This is a genomic window from Actinoplanes awajinensis subsp. mycoplanecinus (assembly GCF_001509495.1).
Classification (GTDB): domain Bacteria; phylum Actinomycetota; class Actinomycetes; order Mycobacteriales; family Micromonosporaceae; genus Actinoplanes; species Actinoplanes palleronii.
This window is the reverse complement of the sequence record NZ_LLZH01000352.1, coordinates 1-15,456: the sequence shown is the minus strand read 5'-3', so window position 1 is coordinate 15,456 and position 15,456 is coordinate 1. Positions and strand designations below refer to the sequence as shown.

15 protein-coding genes are annotated in these 15,456 nt (G+C 72.3%); 7 read left to right on the top strand and 8 right to left on the bottom strand.

Annotation, left to right across the window (positions count from 1 at the left end; all coding sequences use genetic code 11):
- Positions 1 to 206: 206 nt before the first annotated feature.
- Both ADL15_RS50505 and ADL15_RS50500 read right to left on the bottom strand, forming a co-directional pair.
- Positions 207 to 506, bottom strand: coding sequence for an STAS domain-containing protein (locus tag ADL15_RS50505; RefSeq protein ID WP_067708655.1), 300 nt, complete (start codon positions 504 to 506; stop codon positions 207 to 209).
- The gene (locus ADL15_RS50500) at positions 503 to 4,570 is read right to left on the bottom strand and encodes a SpoIIE family protein phosphatase (RefSeq protein ID WP_067708652.1); all 4,068 of its coding nucleotides are present in this window, start codon (positions 4,568 to 4,570) and stop codon (positions 503 to 505) included. The genes ADL15_RS50505 and ADL15_RS50500 overlap by 4 nt, the downstream gene beginning before the upstream one ends.
- Positions 4,571 to 4,919: 349 nt before the next feature.
- On the opposite strand from ADL15_RS50500, the gene ADL15_RS50495 reads away from it, so the two are divergent.
- Together ADL15_RS50495 and ADL15_RS50490 are read left to right on the top strand one after the other, a co-directional pair.
- Positions 4,920 to 5,426: a SigE family RNA polymerase sigma factor gene (locus tag ADL15_RS50495; RefSeq protein ID WP_067708648.1), complete on the top strand. Its 507-nt coding sequence runs from the start codon at positions 4,920 to 4,922 to the stop codon at positions 5,424 to 5,426.
- The gene (locus tag ADL15_RS50490) at positions 5,423 to 6,649 is read left to right on the top strand and encodes a TolB family protein (RefSeq protein ID WP_067708644.1); all 1,227 of its coding nucleotides are present in this window, start codon (positions 5,423 to 5,425) and stop codon (positions 6,647 to 6,649) included. Before ADL15_RS50495 ends, ADL15_RS50490 begins: the two co-directional genes overlap by 4 nt.
- 18 nt (positions 6,650 to 6,667) lie before the next feature.
- On the opposite strand, the gene ADL15_RS50485 is transcribed toward ADL15_RS50490, so the two are convergent.
- Entirely contained in the window at positions 6,668 to 7,672 is a 1,005-nt protein-coding gene (locus ADL15_RS50485) for an aldo/keto reductase (RefSeq protein ID WP_067708641.1), read from the bottom strand.
- A 71-nt stretch (positions 7,673 to 7,743) separates the two neighbouring features.
- Here ADL15_RS50485 and ADL15_RS50480 point away from each other — a divergent pair, with 71 nt between their 5' ends.
- Both ADL15_RS50480 and ADL15_RS50475 read left to right on the top strand, forming a co-directional pair.
- On the top strand, positions 7,744 to 8,550 hold the full coding sequence (locus ADL15_RS50480; protein WP_067708638.1) for a hypothetical protein: 807 nt from the start codon (positions 7,744 to 7,746) through the stop codon (positions 8,548 to 8,550).
- A gap of 105 nt (positions 8,551 to 8,655) precedes the next feature.
- A complete protein-coding gene (locus tag ADL15_RS50475; protein WP_232345135.1) occupies positions 8,656 to 9,162 on the top strand; it encodes a GNAT family N-acetyltransferase in 507 nt (168 codons plus the stop codon).
- A 3-nt stretch (positions 9,163 to 9,165) separates the two neighbouring features.
- Here ADL15_RS50475 and ADL15_RS50470 read toward each other — a convergent pair whose 3' ends face one another.
- Genes ADL15_RS50470 through ADL15_RS50460 form a run of 3 tightly spaced genes read right to left on the bottom strand, consistent with a single transcriptional unit; the run spans position 9,166 to position 11,003 of the window.
- Positions 9,166 to 9,906 carry an RlpA-like double-psi beta-barrel domain-containing protein gene (locus ADL15_RS50470; protein ID WP_198171369.1) on the bottom strand — a complete coding sequence of 247 codons (741 nt, stop codon included), beginning with the start codon at positions 9,904 to 9,906 and terminating at the stop codon, positions 9,166 to 9,168.
- 27 nt (positions 9,907 to 9,933) lie between these two features.
- Positions 9,934 to 10,596, bottom strand: coding sequence for a class I SAM-dependent methyltransferase (locus ADL15_RS50465; RefSeq protein ID WP_157442119.1), 663 nt, complete (start codon positions 10,594 to 10,596; stop codon positions 9,934 to 9,936).
- Entirely contained in the window at positions 10,593 to 11,003 is a 411-nt protein-coding gene (locus tag ADL15_RS50460) for a MarR family transcriptional regulator (RefSeq protein WP_083972691.1), read from the bottom strand. The genes ADL15_RS50465 and ADL15_RS50460 overlap by 4 nt, the downstream gene beginning before the upstream one ends.
- 104 nt (positions 11,004 to 11,107) lie before the next feature.
- On the opposite strand from ADL15_RS50460, the gene ADL15_RS50455 reads away from it, so the two are divergent.
- Positions 11,108 to 12,310 carry an FAD-dependent monooxygenase gene (locus ADL15_RS50455; RefSeq protein WP_067708630.1) on the top strand — a complete coding sequence of 401 codons (1,203 nt, stop codon included), beginning with the start codon at positions 11,108 to 11,110 and terminating at the stop codon, positions 12,308 to 12,310.
- 122 nt (positions 12,311 to 12,432) lie between these two features.
- Here ADL15_RS50455 and ADL15_RS50450 read toward each other — a convergent pair whose 3' ends face one another.
- Both ADL15_RS50450 and ADL15_RS50445 read right to left on the bottom strand, forming a co-directional pair.
- Positions 12,433 to 12,777 (bottom strand): cyclic-phosphate processing receiver domain-containing protein, encoded by a 345-nt coding sequence (locus tag ADL15_RS50450; protein WP_067708625.1) that lies wholly within the window; start codon positions 12,775 to 12,777, stop codon positions 12,433 to 12,435.
- 62 nt (positions 12,778 to 12,839) lie between these two features.
- Positions 12,840 to 13,832, bottom strand: coding sequence for a hypothetical protein (locus tag ADL15_RS50445; RefSeq protein WP_067708622.1), 993 nt, complete (start codon positions 13,830 to 13,832; stop codon positions 12,840 to 12,842).
- Between the two features lie 65 nt (positions 13,833 to 13,897).
- Between ADL15_RS50445 and ADL15_RS50440 the strand changes: the two genes are divergently transcribed.
- Together ADL15_RS50440 and ADL15_RS50435 are read left to right on the top strand one after the other, a co-directional pair.
- Positions 13,898 to 14,332 carry a PPOX class F420-dependent oxidoreductase gene (locus tag ADL15_RS50440; protein WP_067708619.1) on the top strand — a complete coding sequence of 145 codons (435 nt, stop codon included), beginning with the start codon at positions 13,898 to 13,900 and terminating at the stop codon, positions 14,330 to 14,332.
- A gap of 177 nt (positions 14,333 to 14,509) precedes the next feature.
- Entirely contained in the window at positions 14,510 to 15,247 is a 738-nt protein-coding gene (locus tag ADL15_RS50435) for a phosphotransferase family protein (protein ID WP_067708616.1), read from the top strand.
- Positions 15,248 to 15,456: the final 209 nt, after the last annotated feature.

Here is a 15,456-nt window from a genome sequence, read left to right as displayed (position 1 = left end):
GTCTCCTCCTCGCAGATGTCGACTGGATATGGAGCGCACAAATTCCGACGCGATCACTCACGAACAGCCAGAGTCAACCCGGGATGCGGAGCGGCAGTCAAGAGCTACCCGGCTAACGGCTACGTAACGGCAGCACTGCGACGGAAAGGTCACCATGGGTGACTCCCGGCGAACGGGGTGGTCAGTGTCCGAACATGAACGAACAGTCAGCGACGGTGCACGGTCGTCAGATCGGCCAGACCGGACACGGCCAGCAGCGGGGCCAGCAGCGGGCCGGTCACGACCTCGATCCGGTCCGCGTGGTGGAACAGCGCGGCCAGGCCGGCACTGTCCAGGTATTCCACCGCGGTCAGGTCGACGAGCAGCGCCCGCCCGGCCGAGGTGACCGCGCCGATCAGCGCGGCCGCGAAGGTCTCCGCGTTGCTCATGTCGATCTCACCGACCGCGGTGAGCACCGGGGCCCCCGCGGAGTCGTTGCCCGTGGTCAGCGTGAGCGCGGTGGTCATGACGCGATCTCCGTCTGCATGTCGATGATGGTCCCGGTGGTGCCGGTGGTGATGGTGACCTCGCCCATGAAGGCGCGCATCAGCATGATGCCGCGGCCCCGGTGCGGATTCTCGGCGGGGCGCGGGACCCGCCAGGTGCCACTGTCGGTGACGACCAGCCGCACGGTGGTGGCGGTGACCGCCGCGCGCAGCTTGATCAGGCCGCCGGTGAGGTCCCGGTGACCGTGTTCGATCGCGTTGGCGCAGGCCTCGCCGGCCGCGACCAGCACGTTCTGCGCGGTGCCCGGGTCGACCCCGCAGCGCTCCAGCCAGTCGCGCAGCGCGTTCCGGACGGGGGCCAGCCGGGTCGACTCCGGCGGGAACTCCAGCTCGAGCGGGCCGGGCTGGCGGTACAGCAGCAGGGCCACGTCGTCGTCGTAGCCGCCGGCCGGGGCGAGGCGCTCCATCACCTCGGTGGCCAGGTCGTCGATCGGGGTCTGCCGGCCCAGCTGCACCGCGGCGGTGGCCTGCTCGATCCCGGTGGTCAGCGGCTGCCGGCGCCGTTCCACCAGGCCGTCGGTGTAGAGCAGCAGGGTGGTGCGCGGCGCCATCGTGTACTCGGCCTCCGGCCGCTCCTGCGCCGGGCGGACCGCGATCGGCCGGGACCGGCCCTGGTCGAGCAGGTGCGTGGTGCCGTCGGCGAGCGCGACGATCGGCGGCGGGTGCCCGGCGGCCGAGTAGCGCAGGTGACCGGTCTCCGGGTCGAGCACGCCGCAGAACACCGTGGCGCAGTGCGCGCCGGGCAGCAGGGCGGCGAACCGGTCCAGGGCCATCAGGGTCCGGGCCGGGCTGGAGTCCTGCAGCAGCAGCGCCCGGCAGGCCGAGCGGAGCTGGCCCATCACGGTGGCCGCCTGCAGGCCGTGGCCGACGCAGTCGCCGACCACGATGCCGATCCGGCCGTCCGGGAGCGGGATGGTGTCGTACCAGTCGCCGCCGACCTTGAGCGGGCGGGTGGCCGGTTCGTAGCGGACCGCGAAGCCGGCCGGCAGCTGGGCCGGGCCGAGGATGGCGCGCTGCAGCGCCAGGGCGGTCTCGCGCTGCTGGTCGATCTGGTGCACCCGGCGCAGACCCTGGCCGAGGTGCCCGGCGAGCAACGCCAGCAGGGTCTGGTCCTGCTCGGTGAACGGGCGCCGGTGACCGAGGTCGACCCAGAGGACCATGGTGCCCTGCGGGTGCTCCAGGGTGATCCCGGCCCCGGCGGTGTGCTCGGTGACCGGGGTGAGCAGCGGGCGGTCGCGCTGCGCGCGCAGCCGATCCTGCGGGAGGTCGTCCCAGCGCAGATCCGGGTCGGTCGCGGTCAGGGTCGGCGGGTCGTCACCGTCGAACACGGCCGCCAGCACGTACCGGGCCTGCCAGAGCCCGCGCAGCTCGTCGAGGGTGCCGGCGACCGCGTCGCTGACGTGATCAGCCGCGGACAGCCGGACGCTGAGCGAGGCGAGCGCGGTCTCCCGCTGGATCGCGTAGTGCTCGTCGGTGACGTCGCGGAACGTGCCGACGACCACCCGGCGGCCGGTCTCCGGGTCCCGCACCTGGTTGAACGCGGCCGCCACCCACAGCCGGTGCCCGTCGGCGTGGTTGACCGGGATGCGGTACCCGCCCTGCCGGTCCTGCAGCAGCATGTCGAAGGCCGTGACCACCTCGGCGTACGCCTCCGGGTCGGTCGCCCGGTCCGGCCACCACGGGTGGGTCGGCGCGTACGGCAGCCCCTCCGGGCCGTACCCGATGATCTCGGCGAACGCGTTGTTGATCTCGATGACCGCGCCGTCGGAGTCGCAGACGAAGAACGCCTCCTGCAGCGAGTCGACGAGCGCGGCCCGCCAGCGGGCGTGGTGGTTCCGCAGCCGGGCCAGCTCCACGTTGGCCCGCACCCGGGCCAGCAGCTCGGCCGCCGAGAACGGTTTGAACAGGTAGTCGTCGGCGCCGGCCTCCAGGCCCTCGATCGAGGCCTCCTCGCCGGCCCGGGCGGAGAGCATCAGCACCGGGACGCCGGCCGTCCGGACGTCGCCGCGCAGCGCGGCGAGCAGCTCGAGGCCGTCCATCCGGGGCATCATCACGTCGCTGACCACCAGGTCCGGCGGGTCGGCGCGGATCGCGTCGAGTGCGTACCGGCCGTCGCTGACCGCGGTGACCCGGTGCCCGGCCGCGCGCAGCAGCCGGGTCAGGTAGTCGCGCATGTCGGCGTTGTCGTCGGCGACCAGGACGGTGGCGGCGTCCGGGCCGGCCGGGCTCGCGGCCGGCGTCACCAGCGGGGTGTCGCCGGGCAGCCAGCGGCTCGCCTCCTGCAGGAACGGCTCGGTGGTGGCGGCCGCCGGCCCGCCCGGCCCGGACGCGCCGGGAGCGACCACCGCGTCCGGCGGCAGGTGCCCGGCGCCGAACGGCAGCCGGATCGTGAACGTGGTGCCCTTGTCCGGGTCGCTCGCCGCGGTGACCGTGCCGCGGTGCAGCCCGACCAGCTCCTGGACCAGGGCCAGGCCGATGCCGCTGCCCTCGTTGGAGCGGGACCGGGCGGTGTCGATCCGGTGGAAGCGCTCGAACAGCCGCGGCATCTCGTCGGCCGCCACACCGATCCCGGAGTCGGCGACGGTGATCACCGCGAAGCCCGGCTCGACGCCGGCGGCGACGCGGATCGTGCCGTCGAAGGTGAACTTGAGCGCGTTGCTGAGCAGGTTGAGCACCACCTTCTCCCACATGCCGCGGTCGACGAGCACCGGTTCGGGCAGCGGCGGGCAGTCCACCTCGAAGGTCAGCCCGGCACGTTCGATCGCGGAACGGAAGACGCTGGCCAGCTCGGCGGTGGTGGCGGCGAGGTCGACCGGTTCGTACCGGGCCTGCATCCGGCCGGCTTCCAGGCGGGAGAAGTCCAGCAGCGCGTTGACCAGTTTGCCGAGCCGCAGGCCGTTGCGGTGGATCACGTCCAGCTCGGCGCGGACCGCCGGGTCGGCGTCGTCCAGGCGGGTGCGCAGCTCGTCGAGCGGTCCCATGATCAGGGTGAGCGGGGTGCGGAACTCGTGGCTGATGTTGGAGAAGAACGTGGTCTTGGCGCGGTCCAGCTCGGCGAGCTCCTCGGCCCGGCGCTGCTGCGCCTGATAGCCGCGGGCGCCGGCGATCCCGGCGGCCAGGTGACCGGCGGTCAGCTCGACGAAACCCCGGTACGCCTCGTCCACCGGCCGGTACCGGTTCAGCGCGGCGACCAGGAACCCGTACGGCGCGTCACCCTGGCGCAGCAGCGGCACCAGCAGCGCCTGCCGTGGCGGGTCGGCCCAGGCGCCGGTGGGCAGCCCCGGCTCGTCCAGCTCGATGAGCGTGGACTCCGTCCCGTGCGGCCCGGCCTGGCCCGGCTCGGTGACCTCGGGTGCGGCCGGGTGCCCGGCCGGGATGCCGGAGGTGGCGCGCAGCCTCGCCCGCCCGTCGTCGTCGAACAGGTAGGTCAGGGTGAACGGCAGGTCGCGCAGGTTCCGTTCGAGCTGCAGGTTCGCGAAGGCCAGGGTCTCCTGCTCGGTACGGATCACGTTCGGGTCGGAGCCGAGGTCGCGCAGGGTGGCCATCCGGCGCTCGGCGATCACCCGGTCGGTGTCCTCGCTGACCACGCAGAGGAACCCGACGAGGTCGCCGTCGTCGTCGCGCAGCGGGCTGTAGGAGAACGTGTGGTAGCTCTCCTCCGGGTATCCGGAGCGCTCCAGGAACAGCAGCAGCGCCTCGTCCCAGGTGGCCTGGGCGGTGTCGAGCACGTTCTGGATGCGCGGGCCGATGTCGCCCCAGATCTCCGCCCACACCTCGCGGGCGGGCCGGCCCAGCGCCCACGGGTACTTGCTGGCCAGGGTGTCCCGGCGGTACGCGTCGTTGCAGAAGAAGGTGAGCTCCGGTCCCCAGCCCATCCACATCGGGAACCGCGACGACAGCAGGATGCTCACCGCGGTCCGCAGGCTCTGCGGCCAGCCCTCGGGCGGGCCGAGCGGGGTCGCCGCCCAGTCGACCGCGGCCAGGGCACGCCCGACCTCGGCGTCCGCTGCGAAGACGTCGCTCACCGTAGGTTTGTCCCCTCACCCATAGCCGACCGCTGTCAAAAGTATCGGTCGGTTCTACCCGGTCGGCAGCCGGTCACTCCCCGGTGCGGCCGATGGTGCCGCTGTGGCTGGCGCTGAGGGGTGTCTCGCGCCCGTCGAGACACCCCTCAGCGCCAGCCGGAGTCTCTGCCTGCCCGCGGCCGTGCGTGTGCGCGGGTGGTGGCTGGTTGTCAGGGGTGCCTCACTCCGTTCGACACACCCCTGACAACCAGCCGGAGCGGGCTCTGTTGGATTGATCTTGGAGCGGACTCCCGGGGCCCCAACCATTTGGGTGGGCGGGGGCGTTCTTGGTGGTGAAGGGGGTGGGTAAGTGGCTGAGGCTGACGGGTTCCGGGAGTTCGTCCGGGGGCGTTCCGCGGCGTTGTCACGTCATGCGTACCTGCTCACCGGGGATCACCATCTGGGTGAGGATCTCCTGCAGAGCGCGCTGGCCAGCACGTATCGGCATTGGCGGCGGGTGCGTGACGGGGACCCGGAGGCGTATGTGCGCCGGGCCATGTATCACCAGCACGTGAGCTGGTGGCGGCGCCGCCGGGTGCCGGAACAGCTCACCGGTGGGCACCGGGAGACGGCGCAGGCCGATCCGGCCGAGGCGACCGTGCTGCGGCTCACCATGACGCAGGCGCTGAGCCGGCTGAGCCCCAAGCAGCGGGCGGTGATCGTGCTGCGGTTCTACGACGACCTCACCGAGGCACAGGCCGCGCAGCTGCTGGGGTGCCGGGTCGGCACCGTGAAACGGCACGCGCACGACGCGCTGCGCCGGCTGCGGGACATCGCTCCCGAGCTGCTGCACGAGACGGAGAGGAGCACGCGATGACCGAGGGACTCCGGCAGGAGCTGCGGCGCACGGCCGATTCGGCTCCGGTTTATCCGGTGTACGAGCGGGCCGTGGCGACGGCGCGGCGCACCCGGCGGCGTACCGCGGCCGCCTGGGCGGCGGTCGTGGCCGTGCTGGCGGTGGCCGTGCCGGTCGCGATCCGTCCGGCGGTGATCCCGGTCGCCGCCGGCCAGGCGCCGGGCCTGCCGGACCGGATCGGGCTGCCCGCCTACGGTTCGCTCGACGTCGACGACCGGCCGCGGCTGGGTGCCGCCTCGGTCTCGTTCATCGGGGACAGCCGGCGACTGGGCCTGCTCTCCGGCGAGTCGGAGCTGGGCGGGCTGGTCGGCGCGTACGAGGAGCAGTACCGGACGATCGACGTCGGCATCGCGAGCCGGCGCGCGCCGTTGCTGTCGCCGGACGGGCGGTTCGCGGCGGACGAGGGCACGCTCGTCGACCTGTCCACCGGCCGGAGCACGCCGCTGGCGCTCACCCCGCTGGCCTGGTCACCGGACGGCCGGCAGATCGTCGGCAGCACGCTCGGCGCCGCGCCGGACAGCGTGGAGCTGGTGCTCCGACAGGTGGCCGGCGGCGAGGTCCGGACGGTGGCGACCGCGGGCGAGGCCGGGTTCAGCGTCGCGTTCTCGGCCGATGGCGACCGGCTCGCGTATCTGGCCGATGGCCGGGTGCACGTGCTGGACAGCGCGGGCCGGGAACTGGTGGCGTTCACCGCGCCGAGCGGGTATCGGCTGGCGGGCAAGGGCGCCTGGACGCCGGACGGGAGCGCGCTGGCACTTGTCGCGTCGGCGGCGTGGGCGCCGCGCTGGTTCGACCCGGGTACCGGCCAGCCGGTCGCCGGACCGGCGCTGCCCGCGGTCTCCGGTGGTGTGGTGGCGGCCGGGCTGCTCGGCTGGCGGCCTGATGGCACCGCACTGCTCTACCTGAGGCGCGAGGCGGGCGAGGGCAACCAGGTGCTGGCGCTGTCGCCGGGCGCGGGGGCTCCGGTGCAGGTGACCACGGTGGACCTGGCGATCACCGATGTGGACCTGGCCGCCCAGGCGATCAGCAGCGGCGGCACCCGCGCGGGCGATCCGCCGTTCCTGATCGGCCCGGACGCCTGGTGGTGGCTGGCCGGGGCGGCGCTCGCCATCGCCGCCCTGGTCGCCGGGGTGCGCTGGAAGCGCCGCGGCGGTCAGCGGCGGCGGAGCGAGCCGGCCGGGTAGCCGGTGGGAGGGGGCTGGTCAGCGGCGGCGGGGGGAGCCGGCCAGGTAGCCGTAGGGGTAGGGGAGGGGCTGGTCGCCGGAAGTGGTGAGGCGGTCCATCTGCTTGTCGTCTAGCGACCAACCCAGGGCGCCGAGGTTGTCGTCGAGCTGGGTGAGGCTGCGGGCGCCGACGATCGGGGACGTCACGCCGGGGCGCTGCAGCAGCCAGCGCAGCGCCACCTGGGCCGGGGTGCGGTCCAGTTCGCCGGCGACGGCCAGCAGGGTGTCGGTCACCGACCAGGTGCGTTCGTCGACGCTGCGGTCCCAGCGGCCGAGCCAGGACTGCTTGTCACCCTCCCACCGGGTGTCGGCCGGGGCCTCGGTCATGCCGCGGCGGTACTTGCCGGTCAGCCAGCCGCCGCGCAGCGGCGCCCACGGGATGATGCCGACGCCCTCGTTCAGCGAGACCGGGATCAGCTCGTGTTCGACCTCGCGGTCGATCAGGTTGTAGAGCGGCTGCAGCGCCACGAACGGTTCGAGGCCGCGGAACTTCGCGACGTCCAGGGACTTCTGCAGCTGCCAGGCCGCGTAGTTGCTGACCCCGAGGTGGCGGACGGTGCCCGCCTTGACCAGGCCGTCCAGGGTGGACAGGGTCTCCTCGAGGGAGGTGGCCTCGTCGAACGCGTGGACCTGGTAGAGGTCGAGGTAGTCGGTGCCGAGCCGGCGCAGGCTGTCGCGGACCGCGGCGAGGATGTGCTTGCGGCCGGCGCCGTGGTCGTTCGGCCCGGAGCCGGTCCGCCAGAAGAACTTCGTCGCCACCACCAGGTCGTCGCGGTTCTGCCCGGCCAGCCAACGCCCGATGATCTCCTCGGAGGCGCCGTCGTTGTAGACGTCCGCGGTGTCGACGAAGTTGCCGCCGGCCTCGACGTACCGGTTCAGCAGGGCGTGCGAGACGTCCTCGTCCGCCTCGTTGCCGAACGTCATCGTGCCCAGGCACAACTCACTGACCCGCAGGCCGCTGCCACCGACATACCGAAAATCCATGCGACCGATCCTGCCATGCCGGGTAGGGTCCGCGCGGCATCGGCGAGGACGGAACCGGGGAGGAGACATCGATGGGCGCGGACGCGGAGATCTTCGTCTTCGACTACGACCGGTACCGGCGGACCGCGGTGCCCGGCCTGGTCGAGGTGATCGGGGGTGCCGGGGTCACGCCGTGGCTGGACGGGGTGTGCCGGCGGCGCGGGGAGCATTTCGCGGAGGAGTGGCTCGAGCTGGCCGACGCGTCACGGGCCGCGCCGGTCGACCTGGTGGCGCACTGCGGCTGGCTCGGTGACGACCTGCGGTATCTCGGTGCGCTGCCGGAGTCGCGGGTGGACTGGCGCCGGACCGGGCGCTGGGAACAGGTCCGCTGCTCGTCGGGGAGCTGCCCGGAACGGGCGCGCTGCCTGCTGCACGAGCGGGCCGATCGGGACACGCCGGAGATGCTGTTCTGGCTCTTCGAGGCGGTCGTGGGGGAGTGCTGCGTCGGCGAGGGACGATTCCTCGGGCGCAACATGACCCTGGGTGCCCTTCCGCCGGTGCCGGACGGGCGGGTGGCCGAGCTGCTCGTCGCGCTCGGCGGGCGGGGCGCCGGGCTCGGTCACGTGCCGTCCGGCGCGGACGGGGTGCACGGGTGGCTGGTGCCGGCCGAGGCGGCCGAGCTGGCCGGTGGGCTCGACCGGCTGGACCTGCCGGTCGTCGAGCCGACGGATGCCGCGATGAATGCGGCGCACGGTGACGTGCTGCGGGGTGCCGGGCACCCCTGGCCGGAGCTGACACTGTCGTTCGTCCGGATCATGGCGTGCCGGGCGGCGGGGAGCGGGCACGGGCTGCTCTTCGGCCATGACGTCAGCACCGGGGCGCGCAGCGGTCCGGACTGACAGCGGTCATGCGCGAGACCATCACGGGACGCGGCTCGTAGCCTACGGACGGGCGCTCGTCGATCGTACAAAATGGGGGTTTTCTTGAATGTCTTAGGTGAACTTGTGGAACTGCGGGCGATGGGGGCGGGGGACGCCGAGTCGCTGTGGCGGTGGAACCATGATCCGGAGGTGATGCGGTTCATGGTGGAGGGGTATCCGCAGACGCCGGAGACCGTGACGAAGTTTCTCACCGAGCGGCCGCGCAACACCTACGGTGACACGCTGTTCGGGGTGGAGAGCCGCAAGGACGGTGTGCTGATCGGGCTGATCAGCCTGCACGGCGCGGAGCCGGAGACCGGGATCGCCGAGCTGGACATCTACCTCGGTGAGAAGGACTACTGGGGGCAGGGGTATGCCACCGACGCGATGCGGACGGCGTGCCGGTACGGCTTCGACCGGATGCGGCTGCACCGGATCTGGCTGACCGTGGTGGTCGGGAACGAGGCGGCGCACCACATCTACCAGAAGATCGGCTTTGTGGACGAGGGGTGCCTGCGCCAGGCGTCGCGCCGGGACGGGCAGTGGCGCGACGTGCACCTCATGGGCCTGCTGGACGGCGAACTGCGCTGAGCGTCAGCCGATGCTGATCCGGGCGCCGGTCAGGGTGATGTACCAGTCGGAGTCGGTGAAGTGCTCGCCGGTCTCCGGGCCGATGTAGGCGTCGATGTGCCGGGAGCCGCCGAGGCCGGGAGTGAACTCGTCGGTGATCTCCCAGGACGCGTCCTTGAGGGCGGCGCAGACCGCGGACGGCGGGGTGGAGCCGTCGTCCTGGGTGCCGCAGGCGGCGATGGTGAAGCGGGTGCCGTGCGGGAGGACGTCCGGGTCGGCGGCGGCGGAGACGAACGGGGACAGGGACTGGCCGTCGCTGGTGCGGGGGACGGAGTCGAGCCAGTAGCCGATGTCGTAGGACCAGTTGAGGTAGGTGCCTGAGCTGGTGCGGCCGGTTCCTTCGTCCTGGACGGCCTGGACGAAGTCGGCGGGGTAGGTGCCCAGGTTGTCGGTGCCGTTCTTGCAGTTGAGGGTGGGGCAGCCGGTCACCGGGGTGGGTGTGCCGTCGTGGTAGTCCTCGACGGCGGTGTAGTAGACGGTGATCTCCCAGCCGGTGCTGGTCCGGGGCTTGGTGGTCGTGGTGAGGGACGGCCCGGCGCTCGGAGATGACGGCGGGGTCGGAGATGTCGGCGGGGTCGGTGAGGGCGAGGCGGTCGGGGTGCTCTTTGAGGCCGCCGGTGGCTCTGCCTTCGTGCCGCAGCCAGCCGCCGTTGCCGTTGCCGCGACCATGATCACGGCGACGGCGGCTGTCCGGCGGAGGCGCACCCGTCGAGCATGCCAATTTTCCGCTGGTCACACCGGTTGATAGTGGGAATGCACCGCCGGTTGGCCGGTGTAGTTGGGCCCGGCGCGGTCGTCGGCTCCGAGATATTGGTACGCCAGGGAGAGCTCCCTGGCACCCACACAACTGATCCTTTTCCGCCGCGCGTCGTAGTCGATCCCGGCCGCCCGCAGTCCGGCCACCAGCCGTCGCCCGGCAGCACGCCCGTCACCTACCCGGACACTGTCCAGATCCAGGTCGGCGACGAACCGCCCGCCCGGGGTCAGCCAGCTCACCACCCGGCCGAGCACACCCAGCTTGTCCCCGACGTAGTGCAACCCGTGCACGCACGTGATCAGGTCGAACCGCCGATCGGGTGTCCAGCTCTCGACCGGCGCGGCGACGAGCGTCGGCCGGCCTCCTTGGGTCAGGAACGCGTCCACCAGGTCCACCCCCACGAGCTGGGCGTCCGCCCGCACCCGCTCGGCGGCCTGGAGCAGCGCCCGCCCGCTCCCGCAGCACAGATCCAGCCATCCGACGCCCTCTCCGGGCAGCGCCGCGAGCCACTCGACCGGGTCGAAGCCCAGCTCCCGCGCGTAGCTGTTGACCCCGGCCAGCTGGCGCTCGCGGTTCATCGCGCAGTTCGCCACCACCGACGACGCGTGCAGTGCCCGATCGTCCAGCAGCTCCGTCATCGTCCGTCCACCGCCCGGAAGGCCGCCTGCGCCCCGGTCAGGAAGCGGATCACCGTGGCCCGCTCGTCCGGGCTCATTCGCTGATCGAGTTCGGTCAGGGCGTGCAGCATGGGGGTGAGGTACCGCAGCAGCTCGGCGCGGCCGTGGTCGGTGACGTGGATCTCCAGACGCCGCCGGTCGGTGGGGTGCTTGCGGCGTTCCACGTGGCCCCGGCGTTCGAGGCGGTCCACCACGCCGGTCGAGGCCGCGGTGCTGACGTCGAGGAGCCGGGCCAGCTCGCTGGGCGTCGACGGGGACTCCACCAGGTGATCGAGGGCGTCCAGCTCGGTCTCGGTCAGCCCGGAGCGCCGGGACAGCGTCCGGCGCAGCGCGACGGCCTCGGTGACCAGGGCCCGTACGGCGGTCATGGTGGGTGACGGGTTGTCGAACCCGTCCGTCGGGGCAGAGATGGTATTTCACCTACTTAGTAGCTAAGCTGCTTAGCGATTAGTTCCGACGTCAGGAGTGTCGCATGACCGGTCACGGCTCCATCCTCATCTCGGGCGCCGGCATCACCGGACCCGCGCTGGCCTACTGGCTGCACCGCTACGGATGGCAGGCGACCGTGGTGGAACGGGCGCCCGCGTTGCGTGCCTCCGGGCAGAACGTCGACGTCCGTGGTGCGGGCCGCCAGGTCGCCCGGCTGATGGGCCTCGAGGACGCGATCGCCGCGGCCGGCACCGGCGAGGTCGGCACCCGCTTCCTCGACCGGCGCGGCCGTACCCTCGCGGAGTTCCCGGCCGGGACCGGTGACAGCGACGGCGCGACCGCGGAGCTGGAGATCATTCGCGGCGAGCTGGTCCGGCTGCTGGTCGAGCAGACCGCCGGCACGACCGAGTACGTCTACGACGACCAGATCACCGCGGTGCAGGAGGACGAGCACGGGGTCGACGTCAGTTTCGCCCGCGGGCCGGTACGGCGGTTCGACCTCGTCGTGATCGCCGAGGGCATCGGCTCCCGTACCCGGCGGCTGCTCTTCGGCGACACCGTGCGCGTGCGGGACCTGGGGCAGTACACCGCGTACGGGACGATCCCGCGTACCGCCGCCGACGACCGGTGGTGGCGCTGGTGCGTCGCCGGGCGGGGCCGCGCGGTGATGCTGCGCCCGGACAACGTCGGCACCACCCGGGCGTCGCTCGCGTTCCTGGCGCCGCCGAGCGGCTACGAGGACCTTGCGCCGGAGCGTCAGATCGCGGTGCTGCGCGACGTGTTCGCCGACGGCGGGTGGCAGTCCGCGCGGATCCTGGACGCGTTCACCGCTGATCACTCCGACTTCTATCTGCAGAGAACCGCTCAGGTGTACGCGGAGTCGTGGTCCCGGGGCCGGGTCGCGCTGGTCGGCGACGCGGCCTACTGCGCGTCCCCGATCAGCGGCATGGGCACGAGCCTGTCACTCACCGGCGCGTACGTGCTGGCCGGCGAGATCGCCACCCGGGGTGATCATCGCGAGGCGTTCCGGTCGTACGAGGCGCTGCTCCGGCCGTACGTCGCCAAGGCGCAGAAGCTCCCGCCGGGCGTCCCGCGCGTCGCGACGCCGATGAGCGGCCTCGGTGTGCGGTTGCTGCAGACCGGCCTGCGGATCGCGGGGAGCGGGCCGGGCCGGCGGCTCGGTGGCAGCCTGTTCACCCCACCGGCCGACGAGTTCACCGTCCCGCAGTACCCGGCCCGGGTGTGACGCGCGCGGTGACCAGGCCGGTCGTGCCGGTGGGCACCCGGGCGACCAGCCGGCCCGCCGGGTCGAGCGCGAGCCGGTCCGGCGGGCGTCGAGGATCTCCGGCGTCTGGCAGGCGGCCAATTTCATGCCGGGTCCACATACCCGACCGCGGGCGACCCGGACGCGAGCCGCACCCGATACCCCCAGTGCCGCAGCGCCTGACCCATCTTCGCCGCTCCCGCCGGGTTTGCCGAATGGATCACAATCAGACCGATGTCGTACGGCCGCCCGTCGAACGCCGCCCGCTCCAGCACCTCCACCACCGGCCAGATGGTGTCGTCCCCGCCCAGGTCGTGATCGAGCCACACCTCGTCGAGCGGGTCGTCCCGATGCCGCTCGAGCAGCGCCACCCCGTCCACGCTGGTCCGCGCCACCTCCGCGACCCGCCCGTCCACGAACGACCGCAGGTCGTCGATCAGCAGCTTCATGCCCCGATTATCGAGCCACCCGGAACCGAATTTCTCGGATCCGTCCGGCGGCCACGGCCCGCTCACGACAGCGGATCCCAATCCGCGGCGTAGTGCAGCAGCGACGCGGCCAGGTCCGGGTGGCCGGCGACCCACCGGTTGTCGAACAGGAACCACTGCTGATACCCGAACTCGGCGCTGCAGTGCATGGCCACCTGCGCGAGCTGCTGACCGACCCGGATCAGCGACTCCTCGGGCCGCCGCCCGCCGGTGAATGTCGCCTTCGCCACCAACTCGCCGGCCTGCGCCAGTTCCTCGGCCTCCGCCGACTCCCCGGTGGGCAGCGGCCCGCTGGCGCTCAGGTCGAATCCTGGCCACCGGTTGGCCCGCCGCAACGCCACGAGCAGCGGATCCACGGCCGGCGCAGGCTCGCCCCACAGCGGAATCCCGCCGGGATCCGGAGCATCCGGGGTCAGCGCCGCGAGCACGCGCAACTCCGCCGGCCACTCCGCCCGATCACCGCGCCGCAACTCGGTCGCCAGGTCCGCCAGCCCGATCCCGGGAAAGACGACCACCGGCTCGATCTCCAGACTCGCGCCGTCGTAAAAGGTCAAGAACATCGCGTACGTCGTGGGCCCGGCATCCGGCTCACCGCCGGGTCCGTCCGGCAACGGCCACTTCTCGTGTACGAGATACGCCAGCCGTTCCGGCCGCCCCGCCACGATCACGTCATCGAGGAAGAAGTAGGCGAGCTCGACCTCGTCGTCATCGGTACGAACCCGCAGGCTGTGTTCGTCGAGCCGGATGTAGTCCCGGTCGCCCTCGACGTACAGATGCTCGTGCAGCAGTGTCCGCAGCTGATCGGTCGTCTCGGGCCGGGGCAGCTGATGCTGGCGAGCCGCCTCGAAGATCGAGCTCAGCCCGTAGACGGGGGCACCGAGCTCGCCGACGATCCACGCCCGGGGATCGTCACAGTCCCAGCCCCGGCGGAACCACCCCAGCACGGTGGCGTCGGGCAGCCGCCGGACCAGCTTGCCCAGCGGACCCTCGTAGTGCGATCGGTAGACGAAGTACACGCCCGGAGGTTAGCCGAGCGGTGACCCTCGGAATACCGGCGGTGAGAACGGACTTGGCGACAGATATGACCAGCGTTTTCGATCCGCGGGCCCTGATCGCGGACAGCCGACTCGGGATCCTCGCCACGCTCCGCAAGGACGGGCGGCCGCAGCTCTCACCGATCCTGCCGTTCTACGACCGGGAAGCCGAGACGATCTACGTCTCGGTGACCGAGGGACGGGCCAAGACCCAGAACCTGCGCCGTGACCCGCGCGCGGCCATCGAGGTGACCGGCGCGGACGGGCGCTCCTGGGCGACCGCCGACGGTGACGTCACGCTGATCGGCCCCGGCGACGATCCGCACGGGCCGGAGGTGGAGGCGCTCGTCGACTACTTCCGCAAGGCCTCCGGCGAGCACCCGGACTGGGACGAGTACCGCGCCGTGATGGTCAGCGACCGCCGGGTGCTGCTCGCCCTCAAGGTCACCCACGTCTACGGCCAGAGCCTGCAGTTCGACTGAGGACCCGCTCACGCCGAGGCGCGCACCGTCAGGATCACGCCGGACGGGCCGTCCCCGTTCACCTGGCGCCACCACTGCCGCACCAACTCGCCCGGGATCCGCTGCAGGCGCCGTCCCGGTCGTCGGCATCCCGCCACGGTACACAGTCCGGCCCATCCGGACGCGATACTTACCGACGTGGATTCGATCGAGGTCGTCGTCGCCCATCAGGAGCGCGCCACCCTGCGCGTCGGTGACGTGTTCCTGAAAGTCGACGCTGATCAGAAACGGACCGACGCCGAGGTCGCGGCGATGGCTATGGCGCCGCTGCCGACGCCCGCGATCCTGTGGCGCAAGCCGCCGGTGCTCGCGCTCGCCGCCCTGCCCGGGACGGCGCTCGGCCTGCTCGGCGAACCGTCCCCGGCGTCACCGCAGGCGTGGGCCGCCGCGGGCGCCGCCGCCCGCACCCTGCACGACGCGCCGCTGCCGCCCTGGCCCGGCCGGACCGTCGACGACTGGGCGTCCGAACTCGACCGCGAGTGCACCTGGCTGATCATGAACGAGGTCCTGCCCACCGCCCTGATCACCCGCAACCGCCGGATCGCCGAGGCCGCGCTCCGGCCGTGGTCCCCGGCGTTCATCCACGGCGACTTCCAGCTCACCCACGTGTTCACCGACGGCGACGAGCTCACCGGCGTGCTCGACTGGTCCGAGGCCGCCCCCGGCGACCCCTTGTTCGACCTGGCCATCCTCACGCTGGGCCACGAGGAACGCCTCACCGACGTGGTCCGCGGCTACGGCACGGAGGTGGACCTGGACCTGATCCGCGCTTGGTGGTCCCTGCGCAGCCTCGTGGTGATCCGCTGGCTCTCCGAGAACGGCTTCGACCCCTCGGCCCCCGGCTGCGAGGTGGACGTCCTCCGATCCCGAATGTAACCAGCCCGACCCCGGCTGGCGCCCACGGTCCTCTCATGCCCGTCGAAACAGCCGCCAGCACCAGCCAACTTCCGGCAGCGGCGCGGGTCGCGGTCCCGGCTGGTGTTCAGGGGTGTCTCAACACTGTCGAGGCACCCCTCAGGGCCAGCCGGGTTCCGGTGGTGGCTGGGGTTCAGCGGTGTGTCGGGGTGGCGGTGGCCGGGCGGGGG

What these genes read in the sequence shown, in the direction of transcription:
- ADL15_RS50505 (WP_067708655.1), bottom strand. Translation starts at nt 506, where the DNA reads ATGACCACCGCGCTCACGCTGACCACGGGCAACGACTCCGCGGGGGCC.
- ADL15_RS50490 (WP_067708644.1), top strand. Translation starts at nt 5,423, where the DNA reads ATGACCGAGGGACTCCGGCAGGAGCTGCGGCGCACGGCCGATTCGGCT.
- ADL15_RS50485 (WP_067708641.1), bottom strand. Translation starts at nt 7,672, where the DNA reads ATGGATTTTCGGTATGTCGGTGGCAGCGGCCTGCGGGTCAGTGAGTTG.
- ADL15_RS50480 (WP_067708638.1), top strand. Translation starts at nt 7,744, where the DNA reads ATGGGCGCGGACGCGGAGATCTTCGTCTTCGACTACGACCGGTACCGG.
- ADL15_RS50465 (WP_157442119.1), bottom strand. Translation starts at nt 10,596, where the DNA reads ATGACGGAGCTGCTGGACGATCGGGCACTGCACGCGTCGTCGGTGGTG.
- ADL15_RS50460 (WP_083972691.1), bottom strand. Translation starts at nt 11,003, where the DNA reads ATGACCGCCGTACGGGCCCTGGTCACCGAGGCCGTCGCGCTGCGCCGG.
- ADL15_RS50455 (WP_067708630.1), top strand. Translation starts at nt 11,108, where the DNA reads ATGACCGGTCACGGCTCCATCCTCATCTCGGGCGCCGGCATCACCGGA.
- ADL15_RS50450 (WP_067708625.1), bottom strand. Translation starts at nt 12,777, where the DNA reads ATGAAGCTGCTGATCGACGACCTGCGGTCGTTCGTGGACGGGCGGGTC.
- ADL15_RS50440 (WP_067708619.1), top strand. Translation starts at nt 13,898, where the DNA reads ATGACCAGCGTTTTCGATCCGCGGGCCCTGATCGCGGACAGCCGACTC.